Here is a 16,996-nt window from a genome sequence, read left to right as displayed (position 1 = left end):
TATAATAAAATTAAGCTGCTTTTACCTTTTTATCATCAGTAATCATAGATTGAGTCTTAATTGCTAACTCATTTGTTTTCATTTCTAAAAATAAATTACCCATTCCATTTGTTCTTACTTCATCTATTGCAAGTCGGTAGGCATTCATCGCGTCCTGATATTGGCCTTTGGCGCTGTAAATATCCCCTTTCAGTTCGTTAATTACTGGCAAGTAGGCTTCGTCCTCAACAGCACTTAATTCATTTAATGCATTGGTATAAGCTTTATCTGCCGCCAGTAAACGTGCAATGCGGATTTTAGCAATTTGTCTTAGCGGTGTCATTTGGCTTTCCGATGCAACAGCCTTTAATTCATTTCTTGCTTGCTCAAGTTTATTTTTACTTACGTAGATTTTTGCAAGTGTCATATGAGCTATATCAGCATAAACAGTATGGTTATAATTCTTAATTAATTCATTGGCATAGGAACGAACAGACTTTATATTTTGATTGGAAAATGCAATCATCATATTTTCGTAGGCAATAGATGCTTGTTGTTTTATCTTGTCATTGTGCCAATTCATATATCTGTACCCTGCAATAATCAGGAGCACTATTGATAAAAAAATAGTTATCATATTGCCATATCGCTTCCACCATTTTTTTATAATCTCTAATTGTTCTTCTTCCGTCATGTAAACAGACATATAATATTCTCCTGCCCTTAAGCTAGATAATTTTGTAAAAATTCATTTATTTTGGTTATTGGTATTGATGTTTGTTCTATTTCAGTTCTCAAATCTTTAATGCTTACATATTCCCTGGCTATTTCATCTTCCCCAAGAATCAAAGCCATACGAGCCCCGCTTTTATCGGCCTTTTTAAATTGGCTTTTAAAACCACCGCCTGCTGTATTGGTAATGACATCAAGAGATGGATGAGCATTTCGAATTGACTCTGCCATAACAAGCGCTTTCAATATGGCCTCTTCATTAGTAGCAATGATAAATATTGATTGCTTGTTGTTACTTTCATTCAACAAGTTTAAAGTTTCCATTAAAAGAAATATTCTTTCTAATCCTAAAGCAAACCCAAATGCAGGTGTGGGTGCTCCGCCAAGGAACTCCACCAACATATCATATCTGCCTCCTGCACATATTGTAGCTTGACTTCCTAATTGGTCTGTTACCCATTCAAACACCGTTTGGCCATAATAATCTAATCCTCTTACCAATACAGGGTTGATGGAATAAGGAATACCAAGTGTTTCCAATCCGTTGCAGAACGATTGAAAGTGCTCTCTGCTATCATCACCAAGAACATCAATTAACTTAGGGGCATTTTGAATGAGCTGTTGAAGGTCAGGGTTTTTACTATCAAGAACTCTCAAAGGGTTTTTATCCAATCGCCTCTTACTGTCTTCATCAAGTATATGAAAATGATCGCGTAGATACTCTACCAAGATAGAGCGATATTTCTGACGTTCATTTATTTCACCTAATGAATTAACTTGTAATTGAACTGACTTAGAAAAACCCAGGTCGGTCCATAATCTGCGGCAAATTGAGATCAGCTCAAGCTCAATGGCAGTGCCAGTAATTCCTAGCGCCTCAACACCAAATTGGTTAAATTGACGGTATCTACCCTTCTGAGGACGTTCATGACGAAACATAGGGCCTAAGTACCATAATTTTTGTTGTTGATTATGCAATAAACCATGTTCTATACAGGCACGAACACAGCCAGCTGTTCCTTCTGGCCTGAGGGTTATGCTTTCACCATTCAAATCGTTGAATGTGTACATTTCTTTTTCAACGATATCTGTTATTTCACCAATTGTACGTTTAAATAGCTGTGTATTTTCAACAATTGGAAAACGAATTTCCTTATATCCATATCGTACGAGGCAATTTATAAAAGTCTGTTCTATAAAGCGCCATACCGAGGTACTATCAGGCAATACATCATTCATTCCTCGGATAGCTTGAATTCTATCAACCACCATTTTTCTCCAAAGGCGTCATTTGTGTATTATTGGGCGTTAATAACGATTCCATTTTTGATAAATCGGTCAATTTAATTTCCGAACTGGTTTCACTGATTGATAACCCAGATGAACTCTCTTTTGGGGTATCTATTGACTGGCTATCCTTGTTTTTTTGCCACCATATCCCAACTGCGACTATAACTCCAATCGCAAATAAAATGGTGAACCATTTTATAAAATGTTCTGCTTTATGAGACTCTTTTTTACTTTGCCATAGGGCTGCTCTTTCCGGTTTTTTTTCAAAACAATATTGTGCATTAAAAACGGTTAAAAAAGGTTCAGGTGAAACTCCTAATAATTTTGAATAGGCGCGCAAGTACCCTTTTACAAAAACTGGCTGAGGCAATAAATCAAAATCTCCTGCTTCAATGAGCTCTATAATACGAGCTCGTAAATGAAGTTTGCTCGCAACATACTCGATTGAATAACCTTTTTGCTGGCGAAGAGCCGCCAGCTCGTAGCCGGGATTGGTAAATTCATTATTTCTTGTCTCATCCATTGCTGCTATTGTATTCATCGTTTACTCCACTAATATTATTAGTTTGCTCCAGTTTATTGAAGCTATTTTCATATTCTGCTGCAAGAGTATATTGGCCTGTTCTATTTGCTATGTCTTTCGCTAATGCAAGCATTACCTTATCATTTAATACTAAATCAGCATGTTTTTGAAGCAGTTCGAGGGCTTCTTTGTCATGTCCTATTTTACTTTGTAATTTTACTAATTCATATAGTGATTCTTTTCTCGATGGATCCTGATTTAAGGCCTTCGTAAAATATAAAATGGCTTTATCATGATCAGGTATAGCCATAGCACATAATCCAGCATTTTCATAAGCGCCTGAGGTATGCACATAGTTTTGATCTTTAACGGCCTTCAGGAAGTAAGTTTCAGCATTTTTATAATCCCCCTGTCGACATAGAAAAGCACCGTAATTATTCAATTGTGCACCACCATTTTGCGATAGGGTTATTGCTTTATGATAGAATTTTTTCGCTTGCTCCAATTCTTTGGTTTGTTCAAAATAATAGGCTAATGCTGCATTAACATCCGCTGAATCTGGTTGCTGTTCCAAGGCGGTTAGCAGCTTCTTTTTTGCTCTAGGTCTGTCGCCTTGCTTCAAATATCCCAACCCTAATTGCACATTAAAAGAAGCCGCTTTGCTAAGGTTTACTTTTCTAATGGTATTAGGCTCTTCGTTATCTTGTGTATGCTGACAAGCTCCAACAAATAAACAAATTATTATAATTAATAAGTACCTTATGCTTTTTAGCACGATTAATCACTTTACGTTAGAAATGATTTCGCATTATAACCACTTAAGTCCAAATTAAAAATGATTTGTCACTATTTAATGTGAGTCTGCAGGTGAAAACACCTTTATTATACATAATCTCCAACCAGGAATATTGGAGAAAATTCTTAATTGGTTCTCATTTATTATACAAGACTGTGTTATGCAATTTCTTCCGAAGAAATGGTCAATTCAGTTGATTTGTCTGTTTTGCTCATGAAATGAAGTTTTTGCCATCGTTGTGATCTGCTCGTTTTATCTTTTACCTCGCCAGCAAGTTGGCCGCATGCTGCATCAATATCATCTCCACGAGTTTTGCGAGTAATAGTATTAATACCATGTTTCATTAATTTATCTCGAAAGGCATCAATTGTTTCCCGGGATGATCTCTGATATTGAGTTAAAGGAAATGGGTTAAAAGGAATTAAATTAACTTTTGCAGGCACATTATGCAAAAGTTTAATTAATTGACTAGCGTGTTCAGGTTGATCATTAACTCCTTTTAGCATGACGTATTCAAAAGTAACTTTTCTTCTTGGTTCGTCTTTAAAATATCGTTTACACAGGGATATTAATTGAGAGAGAGGATATTTTTTATTAATTGGTACCAGCTCGTTTCGTAGTTCATCTGTTGGTGCATGTAAGGATACTGCCAACGCGACAGGACTGACTTCTCTGAGTCGTTCCATTTCCGGTAAAACACCTGAAGTACTTAATGTAACCCGTCTTTTGGATAGTCCATAGGCTAGATCATCCATCATGATGTTCATAGCAGAAACAACATTATCGAAATTAAGTAACGGTTCACCCATTCCCATCATCACGACGTTAGTTATTTTTTTATCGTGAGTACCATTATTATCTGATAGTTCGCGTGCTGCCAACCATACTTGACCAATTATTTCAGCTGTTGATAAATTTCTATTGAATCCTTGCTTTGCTGTGGAGCAAAAAGAACAATTTAAAGCACAACCTACTTGTGATGACACACAAAGTGTCCCTCGATTTGCTTCCGGAATGAACACTGTTTCAATACAATTCCCACATTCCAGCTTTAATAGCCACTTATGTGTGCCATCAGCTGATTTTTGACATGCAACGATTTCTGGTAAATCTATACAAGCTAATTGGGAAAGTTTATTTCTTAAAACTTTCCCTAAATTAGTCATCTGAGCAAAGTCACGTATGCCAACTTGATGAATCCATTGAAATAGCTGTTGAGCTCTGAAAGGTTTTTCATCCCACGCTATCAATAATTCTCGTAGCTGCGAGTAATTATAATTTAATAGATTCACTTTTTGTTGGTCCATTACCGCTCCCAAGCCTGCCTTTATCTATTGCACAACTCATGTGGTTCAAAGAAAAATGCTATTTCACGAGCAGCATTTTCAAGGCTGTCAGAACCATGCACAGCATTTGCATCAATACTATCAGCAAAATCAGCACGTATAGTTCCAGGTGCTGCTTCTTTGGGATTTGTCGCGCCCATAATTTCTCTGTTTTTAGCGACAGCATTGTCACCTTTTAATACTTGGATCATTACAGGACCAGAAATCATAAAATCCACCAGATCCTTAAAGAATGGTCGCGCGCGATGAATATCATAAAAGCTCTCGGCTTGTTCGCGTGAAAGTTGTGTCATTTTAGCGGCAACAATATCCAAGCCTGCTTTTTCAAAGCGGGTATATATTTCACCTATCACAGACTTTGCTACAGCATCAGGTTTAATAATAGATAATGTTAATTCTTTTGCCATCATGCACTCCAATGAGATTAATTTAAAGTGCGTTATTATACATGAATTCATAGTGGTCTGCCTAATAAAAATTCATGCATTCAACCATTCAGTTAATAGTTATCGTATGATTTTAGAGAAAATAGGGGTTTTTGCGTTAGCGTTCTCCAATCGTTCTATCAAAATATAATTGTTCTCGATTAATCGCATCTTGTTCAGGGTCAATTTTATATTCGGGTAATAGTTTAATTAACTCAATGATGCGAAGAATTACCTCATAGAATTGGGTTCTGAATGATTTAGCCTGTTGGCTTAGGTGATTAGTCCGATCAGTAAATTCATCAAGTTTTGTATTCAAAGCGCCTAGGATTTGGAAAAGTTCACCCAGATTGGTCAGGATAGACTCTTTTAATTCAGTACCTACAGAAACAGCTAATGTTTGATTTAATTTATCAATTAGCTGGTGCTTGTTTTTTTGTGATTGATCCTTGACCAGATCACAATGAATAAAGGCCTTCATTAACGCTTTTCTAATTGCATTTTTCTTAATTTTAGAATTTGTATTTTTGTATAAGTTATTTAATTTAGAAAGAGTTGTTTCCAGTTTTGTATTCCAGTCAATGCTTGTTTTCATTAAGCTGGATTGGCTTGATGCAATGAGATTATCCTGCTCTAACTCCAATTTATGAAACTCATCCCCTAACTGAACTAATCTCTGTCTTTCATCCTCAAGTGATTCGCGAGTTCCGGCCCCCTGTGAGTCAGGCTCTTTGCTGCTTTCACCAGATAACAAATAATCAATTAACAGTTTCTGTGCATAGACATGGTAATCACTTGCCTGTTGAATTACAATTCCATTAAGTACGTTTTTTAAGGGAATCTGTAACAAATGTTTATAGAAACTAGATGGAATGTTAATCGCTTCTAGTATTTCATCTTGTGGCAGTGATATGTTGTATCTACCTAATATACGTTCAGCGGTGATTGTTCCATAGGTAGAAAGCCATTGACTCAATTCATCATCTTTTTTGATCTCGTCCATTTTTTATCCAATTTAAATTCTTTAAAGTATGTGATATAAGGGCTATTTACTTGAAATTATAGTGTATATTATCATGTTAAAACGATTAGATAGTGATTTACAAACGTTAAATGATTTTTTAAAAATTAAAACCCCGGAAGCCTGGTTAAACCATGCAGCTGCCAATATACCTCTTTTATTGCTTGATCATGCTCATTGTGAACGTAAAGCAGCCGGAACAGCAATTAATTTCATAAGCAAATATCCAGAAAAAGCAGAATTAGTAGCAATTATGGCGCCATTGGCAAGAGAAGAATTACTGCACTTTGAAAAAGTCATTGATATCATGAAGCAAAAGGGAATTGTTTATTCTCCCTTGCAGCCATCAGACTATGCATCCAATTTGCATAAGCACGTTACAAATAAAGATGGAATTGAGAGACTATGCGATCAATTAATTATAGGTGCTATCATTGAGGCTCGATCGTGTGAGCGTTTTAGCTCAATAATTCCATATATTGAAGATCAGGACTTGGCCAGGTTTTATAAAACATTGTTTAAATCAGAATGCAGGCATTTTGAAGAGTATTTGCATTTGGCCAAGTTCTATGGCGGTTCTGTTGATGATCGTATTTCGGAGTTTTTAACTATAGAAAATGCGTTTATCTTATCAGACGATGTGGCATTTCGCTTTCATAGTGGCTTGCCTCCGGCTTGATGCCTTAAAAGCAGAGTCAACAGATTTTTCAGCACTAGCCCATAAGTATTATATACAGGCTAGTGTAACCCAATATTTCTCTTGCTTAATCAAGGTCTGCTTGGTCTGAATTGCAAATCAGGATCATATTCCGTTAAAAAGTGATTAAGTCCATGCTGATCGTCTTTTTTTAATTTATCAAACGTTGCTTTGTCTAAGGTTTCACCGTGAGAATTAACAAATTGACCAGGATTATCACGGTCAGGGGTATAATCATTATTCTTTAGCCACATGTGGATCATACCCTCAAATAATTTATCAAGTTGCCCCTTTTCCTCACGTTTGTCTGAGCGAGTCAGAGGTTCAATTTTCAACTTATTGTCATCAGTGTAACTCACTTCATGTTGCAAAATTGGTAAATCAATTTCAGGATTTCCCGTGAGTTTTTTCCCAATATAATCTTTAATGGGAAAGACACCCCAATCCATAATCGTGTTACCAATTCCTGCGCGAAATTCCTTCATAGTCTGAGCATTTGCCTTGACCATTTCATAATACATTTTTAATAAACTCATGATCGCAGCACGAGCATCCATATAAGAATTTAAATCGGCATTCAAAACTTCCTCTGCTTTTTGCACTGCACTTTCCCAGAGAGTTATTGATTGGCCTGTACGAGGATCTTTGATATATCGGCCTTTTTTTAGGTTGTCATCGGCCTCAGCGCGTTCTCGGTTTCTTTGGGCCAGTAAATCTTCGCGCTCTTTTGCTATAGCATTTTCTATTTCAGTTTTTCGAATTTGTTCGAGTTCCTCTTTCATTTTATTTGATGGTTTAGACATTGGGTAACTCCTCAATTTATATCATATTGGGTGAAATAGAATCCTTTTGTATTATCATAACACAATAGTTTGGGTATGTCATCCCAATCACTTAGAACATACCTTGTCAGTATTTTTTCTTCATAAGTGTAATTTGTTATGCCAGGTTTATGTGTGTGTCCATGAATCAGTATTTCTGTATTATTTTCAGACATATGTCGAATTGCAGCCTTTGTAACAATATCCATCTGTTCGATTGATTTATGGTGATTCTTTAGACTGATCTTGCGAACTCCGTTAACCAATCGTTTGCGAAATGATAAAGGAAGTCTTAAAAAAAGAAATGAGAACCACCTGTTTCTCGTTAACAATCGGAATCGTTGATGTGATCTGTCATTAGTACAATAACGATCGCCATGAACCAGCAAGATCTTGTGATTTCCAAGTGTAATAACGGTTGGCTCTGTTAATATTTTCCAACCCGTTCGCTTGGCAAATAATGAGCCAAGTAAAAAATCACGATTTCCAGTCATAAAATAAATTTCAATGCCACTTTGAGTCAATGATTCTATTTGTTCTGCAATAGCAGTACTCCATGCGTTAATTGAATCATCACCTGACCAGGCATGAAAAAAATCACCTAGTATGTATATCCTTTTTACAGATAGTCGAGCCCAATTTACAAAATGATCAAATCTGCTTTGAATTTCATTATCTTCGGGATGCAGATGTAAATCGGATATAAAAACGGAATCAATCATAATGGTTCAACAACGATATGTTCATTTGCCAAGTAGATCTGACAAGGCCCATTAACTGGTTGAATAGCATCACTTATTCGATAGAAACCCGCTATAGATACTAATTCAGCATCCAAAGACTGGCAAAAAATTCTTGCCTCGCTATCCCCGGATATTCCTGCTAATGCTCTGCCACGTAATGTTCCATACACATGAATATTTCCATCGGCTAATAATTCTGCCCCATGGCTAACTGAAGAAGTCACTATCAAATCAGCTCCCTTGGCAACGACTTGTTGGCCTGAACGCACTGGTGTCGTTAGTAATTTTGTTTTGAAATTCTCTATACTTTGACATTCTGAGGATTCTTCGATTATTGGCTTATCATGTGCTGTTGAAGCATTGAGTATGCCCAAACCCTGACATTGAGCCAGAGTATCATGTAAAGGACTACCGCCTTGAATTGCCAAAGGGAACATACCATGATTACGTGCAATTTGACATAATTCCTGTAAATCAAATTCGAGATGATTGACAGAAGACAAATCAAAAACAACGGGGGTTCTTTCAAATAATTTAGGTGCTCTAACAACAATTTCAGCAAATTGTTGAGAAAAAGCATCTTTATCAGTGTTCAAAACTTGCAAAACGGTTAAAGTATACAACCTTCCCTTAAGCTTAAATGCTTGTGTATTAGTTATATTTTCACCCATTAGCATGATATCCATTAGAGAGTTTTTTGTTTATACTATCATGAGGAAAACAATAACAGAAGGATATCAAAGTGGATAAACGATGGTTTGAACAATACCAAAATGGAGTACCACATGAAATTGACGCAAGTCAATATTTATCCCTCATATCTTTATTTACTGAATCATGTAACTCTTATGCTAGCAGAGCTGCCTATTCCAATTTAGGTACGGAAATTACTTATGCTGAACTGGACAGTTTAAGCAGAAATTTCGCTGCTTATCTGCAGCAATTGAATTTGGAAAAAGGGGCAAGAGTAGCAATAATGCTGCCTAACGTTTTACAATATCCTGTAGCCATCTTTGGTGTGTTACGTGCAGGTTATGTCGTGGTAAACACTAACCCTTTATACACAGCGGATGAAGTAATACACCAAATGAATGACTCGGGGGCAGAGGTCATTATCGTGCTGGCTAATTTTGCAAAAACGATTGAAAAAGCATTGCCGTCAATGCCTTCCGTTAAGCATGTGATTGTTACGCAATTGGGAGATTTATTTCCTTCATTCAAGAGATTCATTGTTAATTTTGTAGTGAATCATATAAAAAAATTAGTTCCTGCCTTCACAATTCCTCGCGCCGTGGCTTTTAACTATGCTTTATCTGAAGGGAAACAGGCACCGCTCCATCGAGTTGAACTGAATCATGATGATATTGCGTTTCTACAATATACTGGCGGTACTACTGGTGTTGCAAAAGGCGCTATTTTGACTCATGGCAATCTTATAGCCAATGTGATGCAAGCATACACCTGGATATCTCCTCTGGGAGTCAGCGATCAAGATGTTATAGTAACTGCACTTCCTTTGTACCATATTTTTTCCTTGACCGCCAATTGCCTCACTTTTATGAAAATTGGCGCGAAAAATATTCTGATCACCAATCCACGTGATATGGGACACTTTATAGATCAAATCAAAAATTCGGGCTTTACAGCAATAACGGGAGTAAATACTCTATTCAATGGATTGCTAAACCATCCTAAATTCAAAGAAGTTGATTTCAGCAAATTAAAACTGGCATTATCAGGCGGTATGGCATTGCAAAAGAGTGTGTCCTTAAAATGGTCTGAAATGACTAAAACACGTGTTTTGGAAGCTTATGGATTAACCGAGACTAGCCCTGCTGTGACTATAAATCCGATGTATCTTGAAGGCTATAATGGCAGTATTGGTTTACCTCTCCCCTCAACTGATGTATCTATTCGTGATGAATCCGGGAAAGAAGTGCCTATTGGTACAAGTGGGGAGTTGTGCATTAAAGGACCACAAGTGATGCCTGGTTATTGGAAAAGGCCTGATGAGACAGCCTTGGTATTTACTAAAGACGGTTTCTTAAAAACTGGCGATATTGCACGTATGGATGAAGAAGGCTTTATCTACCTGGTCGATAGAAAAAAGGACATGATTGTTGTTTCAGGATTCAACGTTTATCCAAATGAGGTAGAACAAATAATAGGAATGCATCCCGGTGTATTAGAAGTAGGCGTTGTAGGTATTGTTGATGAAGAATCTGGTGAACGGGTTAAAGCCTGTATTGTAAGAAAAGATAGTACATTGACGGCTGAACAAATTATCAATCATTGCAAGGAGCATTTGACCGCTTATAAAATCCCCAAAGTTGTCGAATTCTTTGACGAACTTCCTAAAACAAATGTGGGCAAGATTTTACGTCGTGCTTTAAAAGACCAAGAAAATGAACAAAAATGCTCGGTCAATAAAAAAACAATGGAGCCTGTTTAGGTATCATTGGAGTATTTTGGGCGCTATTTGTCCTTAATACTCCTCTTCTAAAAGTACTCTAGATATAGTCTCAGATAAGTTCCATCAGCTTCCATTTCAAGAAGAATTTTATTTATTTTTTTAATTAATACAAATTGATCAGGGTTTGCCATAACAGAATATCCTTCTCCGATAGAAATTTTCTTACCAATTAGTTTATAAGCATAGGGTTCAGATACCATCCAATATTTTGCTGCTTCATAGTCCATTAAACTGGCATCAACTTCATTATTACTCAAGCCAAGAAGCATATCTTGTATGAGCTCATAAAAAATTACCTGATTGTTGCGGTTTTCTGATAAAACTTGCCTTGCATAAGGGGTTCCTTTTCTTACTCCGATTTTTTGGCCGTGCAAATCATCAAATGTGCTGATTTTAGAATCGACGGTAGTTATATATTGTGAGTTACTTTCCATATAGGGAAGACTAAAAATAAAGTGTTTCTTTCTTTCATCTGTAATAATCATTGAGGCAATAACCAGATCGACTTCGCGGTTTTTTAACGCGGGAAATAAATCATCGAATATATAGGCTTTAAAAGTACAGGTCGCATGTAATCTTCTGCATATTTCTTGCATAAGGTCAATATCAAAGCCATACAATGAACTGTTGTTACCAGACCAAACTTCAAAGGGCGGATTAAATTTTGAAGTACCAATTGTTAAATTTAATGAATAAGAATTAGAGGAAATAATAATAAATAAGAGAAGTTGTAGTAACTTCATAAACTATATCCTGTAATTTAGGAAGTTTGTTTAAACATAATCATGGTACAAAAAATTTGATTTGTACAATTTGTAGCATACGATTTCTTTCATTTGGTTTAATAATCAGTTAAAGGCATTTAAAGAAATGCCTTTTATCATCCTGGTATCATACTTAATATTGAGAAGCTAATTGCCTCATAATTCTTGCTGTAGCACCCCATATTAATTCTTCATTAGCAATAAATTGGCATGTGACAATGTGTTTTCCCTCTTTCTCAATTCTAATTTCTTTATAATTTTTCTGATTTTTTACTAAAGGCATAGGCACAAGAATTAATTTACTAACCTCTTGTGGATTCATAGTGTAAGGAAATATAGAATCAATACTGGCGTACCAAGGGTGAATGACTAAACCCAGTAAAGTCTTCTCAATGCTTAATTTTCTGATCAGAGTTATTCTGTCTGATGTAACACCTAACTCTTCATTAAGTTCTCTCAATGCAGTGCTATATAGATCTTGATCATTTATTTCTTGAAATCCACCAGGAAAGCACACTTCTCCTGGGTGTTTATTAAGCATCTGACTTCGCTTGGTGAGAATTAACGAGTCTTTCGAAAGATCATATAAAACGATAACTGATGAATGTGTTTTGATTGACTGTTGGGTATTATTTGATTCCATTGATAATTGCAGTAATTTTTGTGAAACATTCACGATATTCATCTTCCCAATCGGAGTCAATAACTATTCCCCCTCCTGCTGCCAAATACAAAACATTATCCTTGGCTGTCACCGTACGTATCGCGATATTGGCATCGAAACGGCCATGTCGTGAAAAATAGGCTATGCAACCACAATAGACTCCTCTTTTATAGGTTTCCTGTTCACTGATAATTTTCATCGTCTCTAATTTAGGCGCCCCGGTAATTGAACCACCTGGAAAACAGGAGAAAAATATTTCAATTGGATGAATATCCTCTTTGCAAAGAGCTCTTATGTCTGAAACCAAATGATGGACTGAATTGAAACTCTGGATTTGACAAAGATTCATTACTTTTACACTGCCAGCCTTGGCAAGTTTCCCCAGATCGTTTCTTAGCAAATCGACAATCATGACATTTTCAGCTTTGTTTTTAGGGCATTTCAATAACTGTTCTTTTAATTTTTTATCTACAACAGGATCTTTCGATCGGTGGATGGTGCCTTTTATGGGTGAAGTTAACATCTCACCGTTGTCATAAAGTAAAAATCGCTCAGGAGAAAAGCTTAATATGTCAGATTCCTCAGTTCTAATAAAAGCAGCATAGGGGACAAAGTTGTTTCTGTTAACCCTTTGATACATATACCAGGGGTCTCCAGTGAATTTAGTCTGAAACGGTTGAGTGAAATTAACCTGATAAGAGCGCCCTGCTCTCAGGGCTTGTTGAATGGCATTGAATGAGCTCCTGTAGTTCTCTTTTGATATTAAAGGCAAAAATTCAGCTTGAACTGAAAATTGTACCGATTTTGCGGGTTGATTATTCAATATATTCTTTATTTCATCTACAACGCTTTTCGTTGAAGAATGACTGTTTCTTGCAAATAAAGTGGCCTTTTTTAAACGGTGATCCACTATGATAGCCCAATCATAAAATCCGAAGTTTAAAACAGGCATATGCGCCAGATCTTTTTGGGGATGTTGTTCATGATTATGTAATAGTGCACCAAAATCGTAAGAAACATAGCCTATGGCCCCGCCTTGAAAAGGAAGATCAAGTTCTGACTGCTCTATTTTTAGTTTATTTTTTAATTCTGTTAATACTAAATTTTTATCATGTATGTTGTTCTTAATAACCATCCTCTCATATGGATAAGCACTTAAAATATCATAACGCCCCATCGATTTGTCCGTACTCTGAAGCAGGACAAATCCAGGTAAACGACTGAATTTTTCAAAGGATTCAGATGAAAAATCATGGTAGTCAAGTGTAATAAGAGTACTATCAATCAAATTATCACCTCAAGATAAGGATGTGCAGTGAAAAAAATGCAGTGTTTTACATTTGGTCATTTTAACCTAACTTATCAATAAAAAACGTATATTTTTATCTTGGGTTCCTATTAATTTACTGGTTTTTAAATTAATTTGTGAGTATCCTATGCCAACGCGTTGTTGACAAGGAGCCATGTAATGACAACTGTTGCTCAATTTGAAATAACATACACACAATACCTGAATGAACAAGGTAAATTGGTCGCTGAATTACCTCCATTCGCAGATAATCAATCCATACTTAAACAATTGTATAAAATCATGGTACTCACCCGTACTTTTGATAAAAAAGCAATTGCATTACAAAGAACAGGGAAAATGGGAACCTATGCGCCAATTAATGGCCAGGAAGCTATTTCGACTGCAATTGGGCATGCTCTTAAACCTGAAGATGTACTTGTCCCTTATTACAGAGATTATGCTGCTCAATTTCAGAGAGGCGTTAAAATGTCAGAGATACTCGCCTTTTGGGGAGGGGATGAGCGAGGAAGTCATTATTCTAATAATGCCGAAGATTTGCCTATTTGTGTCCCAATTGCATCTCAATGTTTGCATGCCGCAGGAGTCGCATTTGCCTTCAAATACAGAAACCAACCAAGAGTAGCTGTGGTTTGTATTGGAGAAGGAGGCACTTCAGAAGGTGATTTTTACGAAGCCATGAATGTGGCTGGAGCATGGAAATTACCAGTGGTCTTCGTAGTAAATAATAACAAATGGGCGATTTCTGTGCCTATAGAGAAACAAACTGGCTCACAAACAATAGCCCAAAAAGCGATTGCTGCTGGTTTTTCTGGCGTTCAAATAGACGGTAATGATATTTTTGCTGCAAGACAGGTTATAGGGGATGCTATTGAAAAGGCTCGTCAAGGTGGTGGACCTACTCTAATCGAAGCCTTAACCTATCGCTTGTGCGACCATACAACGGCTGATGATGCAACACGCTATCAGCCTTCTCATGAAGTAGAGGAGGCAAAAGCTAAAGAGCCTATTGTTCGTTTTAAACACTATTTAATGCAACAAAATATTTGGACATCTCAGGATGAAGAAAAGCTGGTTATAGAATGCAGTGAAACGGTGGAAAAAGCAGTAGAGGAATATTTGAACACCAAACCTCAGCCTGTTAGCAGCATTTTTGATTATCATTATGCAGAATTACCAGAATATTTAATTGAACAACGTGCAATAGCCATGGAGGAGTATTCTCATGCCTGATATTACTTTAGTTGAAGCTGTTACTCAGGCTTTGGCGTATGAGTTAGCTCATGATGAAAATGTAGTAGTCTTTGGCGAGGATGTTGGTAAAAATGGTGGAGTATTTCGAGCTACTGTAGGTTTACAAGACAGATTCGGAGAAAATAGAGTTTTTGATACTCCATTAGCAGAATCGATGATAGCAGGCCTTGCTGTAGGAATGTCTATTCAAGGCTTAAAACCTGTTGCTGAATTTCAATTCATGGGGTTTATTTATCCAGCCATGAATCAGATCATATCTCATGCAGCGCGTATGCGTAACAGAACCAGAGGCCGCTTACATTGCCCTTTGGTTTATCGTGCTCCGTTTGGAGGTGGAATCAGAGCACCGGAGCATCATTCTGAAAGTACAGAAGCATTATTTGCTCATATTCCGGGTTTGCAAGTGGTTATTCCCTCTTCTCCAAAACGCGCCTATGGCCTGTTGTTGGCAGCTATACGTAACCCCGATCCCGTTATATTTCTTGAACCAAAACGAATTTATCGATTGGTCAAACAACCTGTTCCAGATGATGGACAAGCCTTACCGTTAGGTAAATGTTTTACCCTGCAACAGGGAGATGATCTGACATTAATTAGCTGGGGAGCCAGTATGCATGAAACCTTGCAGGCAGCCAAACAATTAACTGATGAAGGTATTTCCTGCGATGTTATTGATATAGCAACAATTAAGCCTCTGGATATAGAAACTATTTTAAGTTCTGTAGAAAAAACAGGACGTTGCGTCATAGTGCATGAAGGAGCAAAAACCTGTGGAGTGGGTGCTGAAATATCGGCTCAAATTATGGAACATTGTATGGCAGATTTGCTAGCTCCTGTGCAAAGAGTTACGGGATATGATACGGTTATGCCTTATTTCCAACTTGAAAAACAGTACATACCTAGCATTGCACGTATTAAAAACACTGTTATGAGTATAATGGAGTAATAATGAATATTTTTAATCTACCCGATTTAGGTGAAGGTTTACCTGACGCTGAAATTCATGAATGGTTTGTTAAGGAAGGCGACACAGTTAAAGCAGATCAACCTTTAGTTTCTATGGAAACGGCAAAAGCAGTTGTTGACGTACCCTGCCCTCAATCAGGCACTATTGCAAAACTTTATGGCAAACCAGGTGACGTTATCAAAACTGGAGAACCTCTTGTAGCGTTTGTTTCAACTACCGAAAAACCTGCAGATAAAGGTACAGTTGTTGGTAATCTGGAGGAAAGTACTGATGTGTCAGAAGATAATTTTATTATTGGAAATCAGCGTTCTTCTCACCGCGTTAAGACAACACCTGCTGTAAGAATGTTGGCAAAAAAATTAGGAGTTGATTTAAGCTCTTTAAAAGGTAGTGGTGACAATGGTGTTATTACTCGAGAAGATGTTCAAAATCAGGCCAATATCAATTCACAACCACCTGCCGGGTTTGAGCCCTTGCGAGGTGTTAGGCGAGCCATGCTTAATAGCATGGTACAATCTCATGCAGAAATAGTTCCAGTCAGTATTTTTGATGAAGCAGATATCCATATTTGGAAACCCAACACAGACATTACTGTTCGTTTAATCCGGGCTATTATCCATGCGTCAAAAAAGGAACCTGCTCTTAATGCCTGGTTTGATACCAAACATGCCGCACGTAGATGTTTTAAAGAAGTGCATCTTGGCATTGCCATGGACAATGAGGAAGGTTTATTTGTTCCTGTTATCCATGATGCAGAAAAATATTCCGACAGTGAATTAAGAAAAATAATTGATGAATTCAAAGAATCAGTTCGTAATCGGGCGGTTAGTGCAGACAAGCTAAAAGGGGCGACAATTACGCTGTCTAATTTTGGAAAATTTTCAGGACGTTTTGCCAGTCCAATAATTGTTCCTCCAATGGTAGCGATTTTAGCGGTTGGAAGACTTTATAAAGCTGCCGTAATTAATGATGAGGATAAAATTGAAGCCCACAAAATGCTTCCTTTATCCTTGAGCTTTGATCATAGAGCCATTACCGGAGGCGAGGCCACTCGATTCTTAGGTGCCGTTATTGAATCTTTGCAACAAGCATGATTTTAATTTATGTTGGGCTTCGTAAATAACGAGGCCTAACAACAAACAATATTACTACAACTATCTGTCTTTTCTATATAAAATTAAATGCGAAAAAT

At 36.9% G+C, this 16,996-nt stretch carries 18 protein-coding genes; 5 read left to right on the top strand and 13 right to left on the bottom strand.

What is annotated here, in order from left to right; translation table 11 throughout:
- Nucleotides 1–10 precede the first annotated feature (10 nt).
- The 7 genes from OQI99_RS04845 to dotZ all read right to left on the bottom strand — a co-directional run bounded on the left by OQI99_RS04845 (nt 11) and on the right by dotZ (nt 6,094).
- Nucleotides 11–685 carry a YfgM family protein gene (locus OQI99_RS04845; protein WP_011213823.1) on the bottom strand — a complete coding sequence of 225 codons (675 nt, stop codon included), beginning with the start codon at nt 683–685 and terminating at the stop codon, nt 11–13.
- Between the two features lie 17 nt (nt 686–702).
- Nucleotides 703–1,983, bottom strand: a complete 1,281-nt coding sequence (gene hisS / locus OQI99_RS04840) for a histidine--tRNA ligase (RefSeq protein WP_080447569.1) — start codon at nt 1,981–1,983, stop codon at nt 703–705.
- Nucleotides 1,973–2,542, bottom strand: a complete 570-nt coding sequence (locus OQI99_RS04835; RefSeq protein ID WP_265731422.1) for a helix-turn-helix domain-containing protein — start codon at nt 2,540–2,542, stop codon at nt 1,973–1,975. Before OQI99_RS04835 ends, hisS begins: the two co-directional genes overlap by 11 nt.
- Complete coding sequence (pilW, locus tag OQI99_RS04830; RefSeq protein ID WP_014843863.1) at nt 2,517–3,299, bottom strand: type IV pilus biogenesis/stability protein PilW; 783 nt, start codon at nt 3,297–3,299, stop codon at nt 2,517–2,519. Before pilW ends, OQI99_RS04835 begins: the two co-directional genes overlap by 26 nt.
- A gap of 179 nt (nt 3,300–3,478) precedes the next feature.
- Nucleotides 3,479–4,627 (bottom strand): bifunctional tRNA (adenosine(37)-C2)-methyltransferase TrmG/ribosomal RNA large subunit methyltransferase RlmN, encoded by a 1,149-nt coding sequence (locus tag OQI99_RS04825; protein ID WP_015444483.1) that lies wholly within the window; start codon nt 4,625–4,627, stop codon nt 3,479–3,481.
- A gap of 20 nt (nt 4,628–4,647) precedes the next feature.
- On the bottom strand, nt 4,648–5,073 hold the full coding sequence (gene ndk, locus OQI99_RS04820; protein WP_027225798.1) for a nucleoside-diphosphate kinase: 426 nt from the start codon (nt 5,071–5,073) through the stop codon (nt 4,648–4,650).
- 136 nt (nt 5,074–5,209) lie between these two features.
- The gene (gene dotZ / locus OQI99_RS04815; protein WP_061514434.1) at nt 5,210–6,094 is read right to left on the bottom strand and encodes a type 4 secretion system coupling complex assembly protein DotZ; all 885 of its coding nucleotides are present in this window, start codon (nt 6,092–6,094) and stop codon (nt 5,210–5,212) included.
- Nucleotides 6,095–6,167: 73 nt separating this feature from the next.
- On the opposite strand from dotZ, the gene OQI99_RS04810 reads away from it, so the two are divergent.
- Nucleotides 6,168–6,791 carry a tRNA-(ms[2]io[6]A)-hydroxylase gene (locus OQI99_RS04810; RefSeq protein WP_265731421.1) on the top strand — a complete coding sequence of 208 codons (624 nt, stop codon included), beginning with the start codon at nt 6,168–6,170 and terminating at the stop codon, nt 6,789–6,791.
- A gap of 89 nt (nt 6,792–6,880) precedes the next feature.
- On the opposite strand, the gene ravY is transcribed toward OQI99_RS04810, so the two are convergent.
- Genes ravY through minC form a run of 3 tightly spaced genes read right to left on the bottom strand, consistent with a single transcriptional unit; the run spans nt 6,881 to nt 9,044 of the window.
- Nucleotides 6,881–7,627, bottom strand: coding sequence for a Dot/Icm T4SS effector RavY (gene ravY / locus OQI99_RS04805; RefSeq protein WP_265731420.1), 747 nt, complete (start codon nt 7,625–7,627; stop codon nt 6,881–6,883).
- Nucleotides 7,624–8,352 (bottom strand): UDP-2,3-diacylglucosamine diphosphatase, encoded by a 729-nt coding sequence (locus OQI99_RS04800; RefSeq protein ID WP_061514432.1) that lies wholly within the window; start codon nt 8,350–8,352, stop codon nt 7,624–7,626. The genes ravY and OQI99_RS04800 overlap by 4 nt, the downstream gene beginning before the upstream one ends.
- Nucleotides 8,349–9,044, bottom strand: coding sequence for a septum site-determining protein MinC (gene minC / locus OQI99_RS04795; protein ID WP_265731419.1), 696 nt, complete (start codon nt 9,042–9,044; stop codon nt 8,349–8,351). Before minC ends, OQI99_RS04800 begins: the two co-directional genes overlap by 4 nt.
- A 71-nt stretch (nt 9,045–9,115) precedes the next feature.
- Here minC and OQI99_RS04790 point away from each other — a divergent pair, with 71 nt between their 5' ends.
- Nucleotides 9,116–10,825, top strand: a complete 1,710-nt coding sequence (locus OQI99_RS04790) for an AMP-binding protein (RefSeq protein ID WP_265731418.1) — start codon at nt 9,116–9,118, stop codon at nt 10,823–10,825.
- Nucleotides 10,826–10,872: 47 nt separating this feature from the next.
- On the opposite strand, the gene OQI99_RS04785 is transcribed toward OQI99_RS04790, so the two are convergent.
- The 3 genes from OQI99_RS04785 to pabB all read right to left on the bottom strand — a co-directional run bounded on the left by OQI99_RS04785 (nt 10,873) and on the right by pabB (nt 13,562).
- Nucleotides 10,873–11,589 carry a transporter substrate-binding domain-containing protein gene (locus OQI99_RS04785; protein ID WP_265731417.1) on the bottom strand — a complete coding sequence of 239 codons (717 nt, stop codon included), beginning with the start codon at nt 11,587–11,589 and terminating at the stop codon, nt 10,873–10,875.
- 154 nt (nt 11,590–11,743) lie between these two features.
- On the bottom strand, nt 11,744–12,253 hold the full coding sequence (locus OQI99_RS04780; protein ID WP_265731416.1) for an NUDIX hydrolase: 510 nt from the start codon (nt 12,251–12,253) through the stop codon (nt 11,744–11,746).
- Nucleotides 12,240–13,562, bottom strand: coding sequence for an aminodeoxychorismate synthase component I (pabB, locus tag OQI99_RS04775; protein WP_265731415.1), 1,323 nt, complete (start codon nt 13,560–13,562; stop codon nt 12,240–12,242). The genes OQI99_RS04780 and pabB overlap by 14 nt, the downstream gene beginning before the upstream one ends.
- 180 nt (nt 13,563–13,742) lie before the next feature.
- On the opposite strand from pabB, the gene pdhA reads away from it, so the two are divergent.
- Genes pdhA through OQI99_RS04760 form a run of 3 tightly spaced genes read left to right on the top strand, consistent with a single transcriptional unit; the run spans nt 13,743 to nt 16,898 of the window.
- Entirely contained in the window at nt 13,743–14,816 is a 1,074-nt protein-coding gene (gene pdhA, locus OQI99_RS04770; RefSeq protein WP_265731414.1) for a pyruvate dehydrogenase (acetyl-transferring) E1 component subunit alpha, read from the top strand.
- Entirely contained in the window at nt 14,809–15,783 is a 975-nt protein-coding gene (locus OQI99_RS04765) for an alpha-ketoacid dehydrogenase subunit beta (RefSeq protein ID WP_265731413.1), read from the top strand. The genes pdhA and OQI99_RS04765 overlap by 8 nt, the downstream gene beginning before the upstream one ends.
- Nucleotides 15,784–15,785: 2 nt before the next feature.
- Nucleotides 15,786–16,898, top strand: a complete 1,113-nt coding sequence (locus OQI99_RS04760; RefSeq protein ID WP_265731412.1) for a dihydrolipoamide acetyltransferase family protein — start codon at nt 15,786–15,788, stop codon at nt 16,896–16,898.
- Nucleotides 16,899–16,996 lie beyond the last annotated feature (98 nt).

Source organism: Legionella sp. PATHC039, from assembly GCF_026191275.1.
GTDB lineage: Bacteria > Pseudomonadota > Gammaproteobacteria > Legionellales > Legionellaceae > Legionella > Legionella pneumophila.
This window is presented reverse-complemented; position numbering and strand designations above follow the sequence as displayed.

Coding starts and splice junctions, on each gene's coding strand:
- OQI99_RS04845 (WP_011213823.1), bottom strand. CDS start 685: ATGTCTGTTTACATGACGGAAGAAGAACAATTAGAGATTATAAAAAAA.
- hisS (WP_080447569.1), bottom strand. CDS start 1,983: ATGGTGGTTGATAGAATTCAAGCTATCCGAGGAATGAATGATGTATTG.
- OQI99_RS04835 (WP_265731422.1), bottom strand. CDS start 2,542: ATGAATACAATAGCAGCAATGGATGAGACAAGAAATAATGAATTTACC.
- OQI99_RS04825 (WP_015444483.1), bottom strand. CDS start 4,627: ATGGACCAACAAAAAGTGAATCTATTAAATTATAATTACTCGCAGCTA.
- ndk (WP_027225798.1), bottom strand. CDS start 5,073: ATGGCAAAAGAATTAACATTATCTATTATTAAACCTGATGCTGTAGCA.
- dotZ (WP_061514434.1), bottom strand. CDS start 6,094: ATGGACGAGATCAAAAAAGATGATGAATTGAGTCAATGGCTTTCTACC.
- OQI99_RS04810 (WP_265731421.1), top strand. CDS start 6,168: ATGTTAAAACGATTAGATAGTGATTTACAAACGTTAAATGATTTTTTA.
- OQI99_RS04800 (WP_061514432.1), bottom strand. CDS start 8,352: ATGATTGATTCCGTTTTTATATCCGATTTACATCTGCATCCCGAAGAT.
- minC (WP_265731419.1), bottom strand. CDS start 9,044: ATGGGTGAAAATATAACTAATACACAAGCATTTAAGCTTAAGGGAAGG.
- OQI99_RS04785 (WP_265731417.1), bottom strand. CDS start 11,589: ATGAAGTTACTACAACTTCTCTTATTTATTATTATTTCCTCTAATTCT.
- OQI99_RS04780 (WP_265731416.1), bottom strand. CDS start 12,253: ATGGAATCAAATAATACCCAACAGTCAATCAAAACACATTCATCAGTT.
- pdhA (WP_265731414.1), top strand. CDS start 13,743: ATGACAACTGTTGCTCAATTTGAAATAACATACACACAATACCTGAAT.
- OQI99_RS04765 (WP_265731413.1), top strand. CDS start 14,809: ATGCCTGATATTACTTTAGTTGAAGCTGTTACTCAGGCTTTGGCGTAT.
- OQI99_RS04760 (WP_265731412.1), top strand. CDS start 15,786: ATGAATATTTTTAATCTACCCGATTTAGGTGAAGGTTTACCTGACGCT.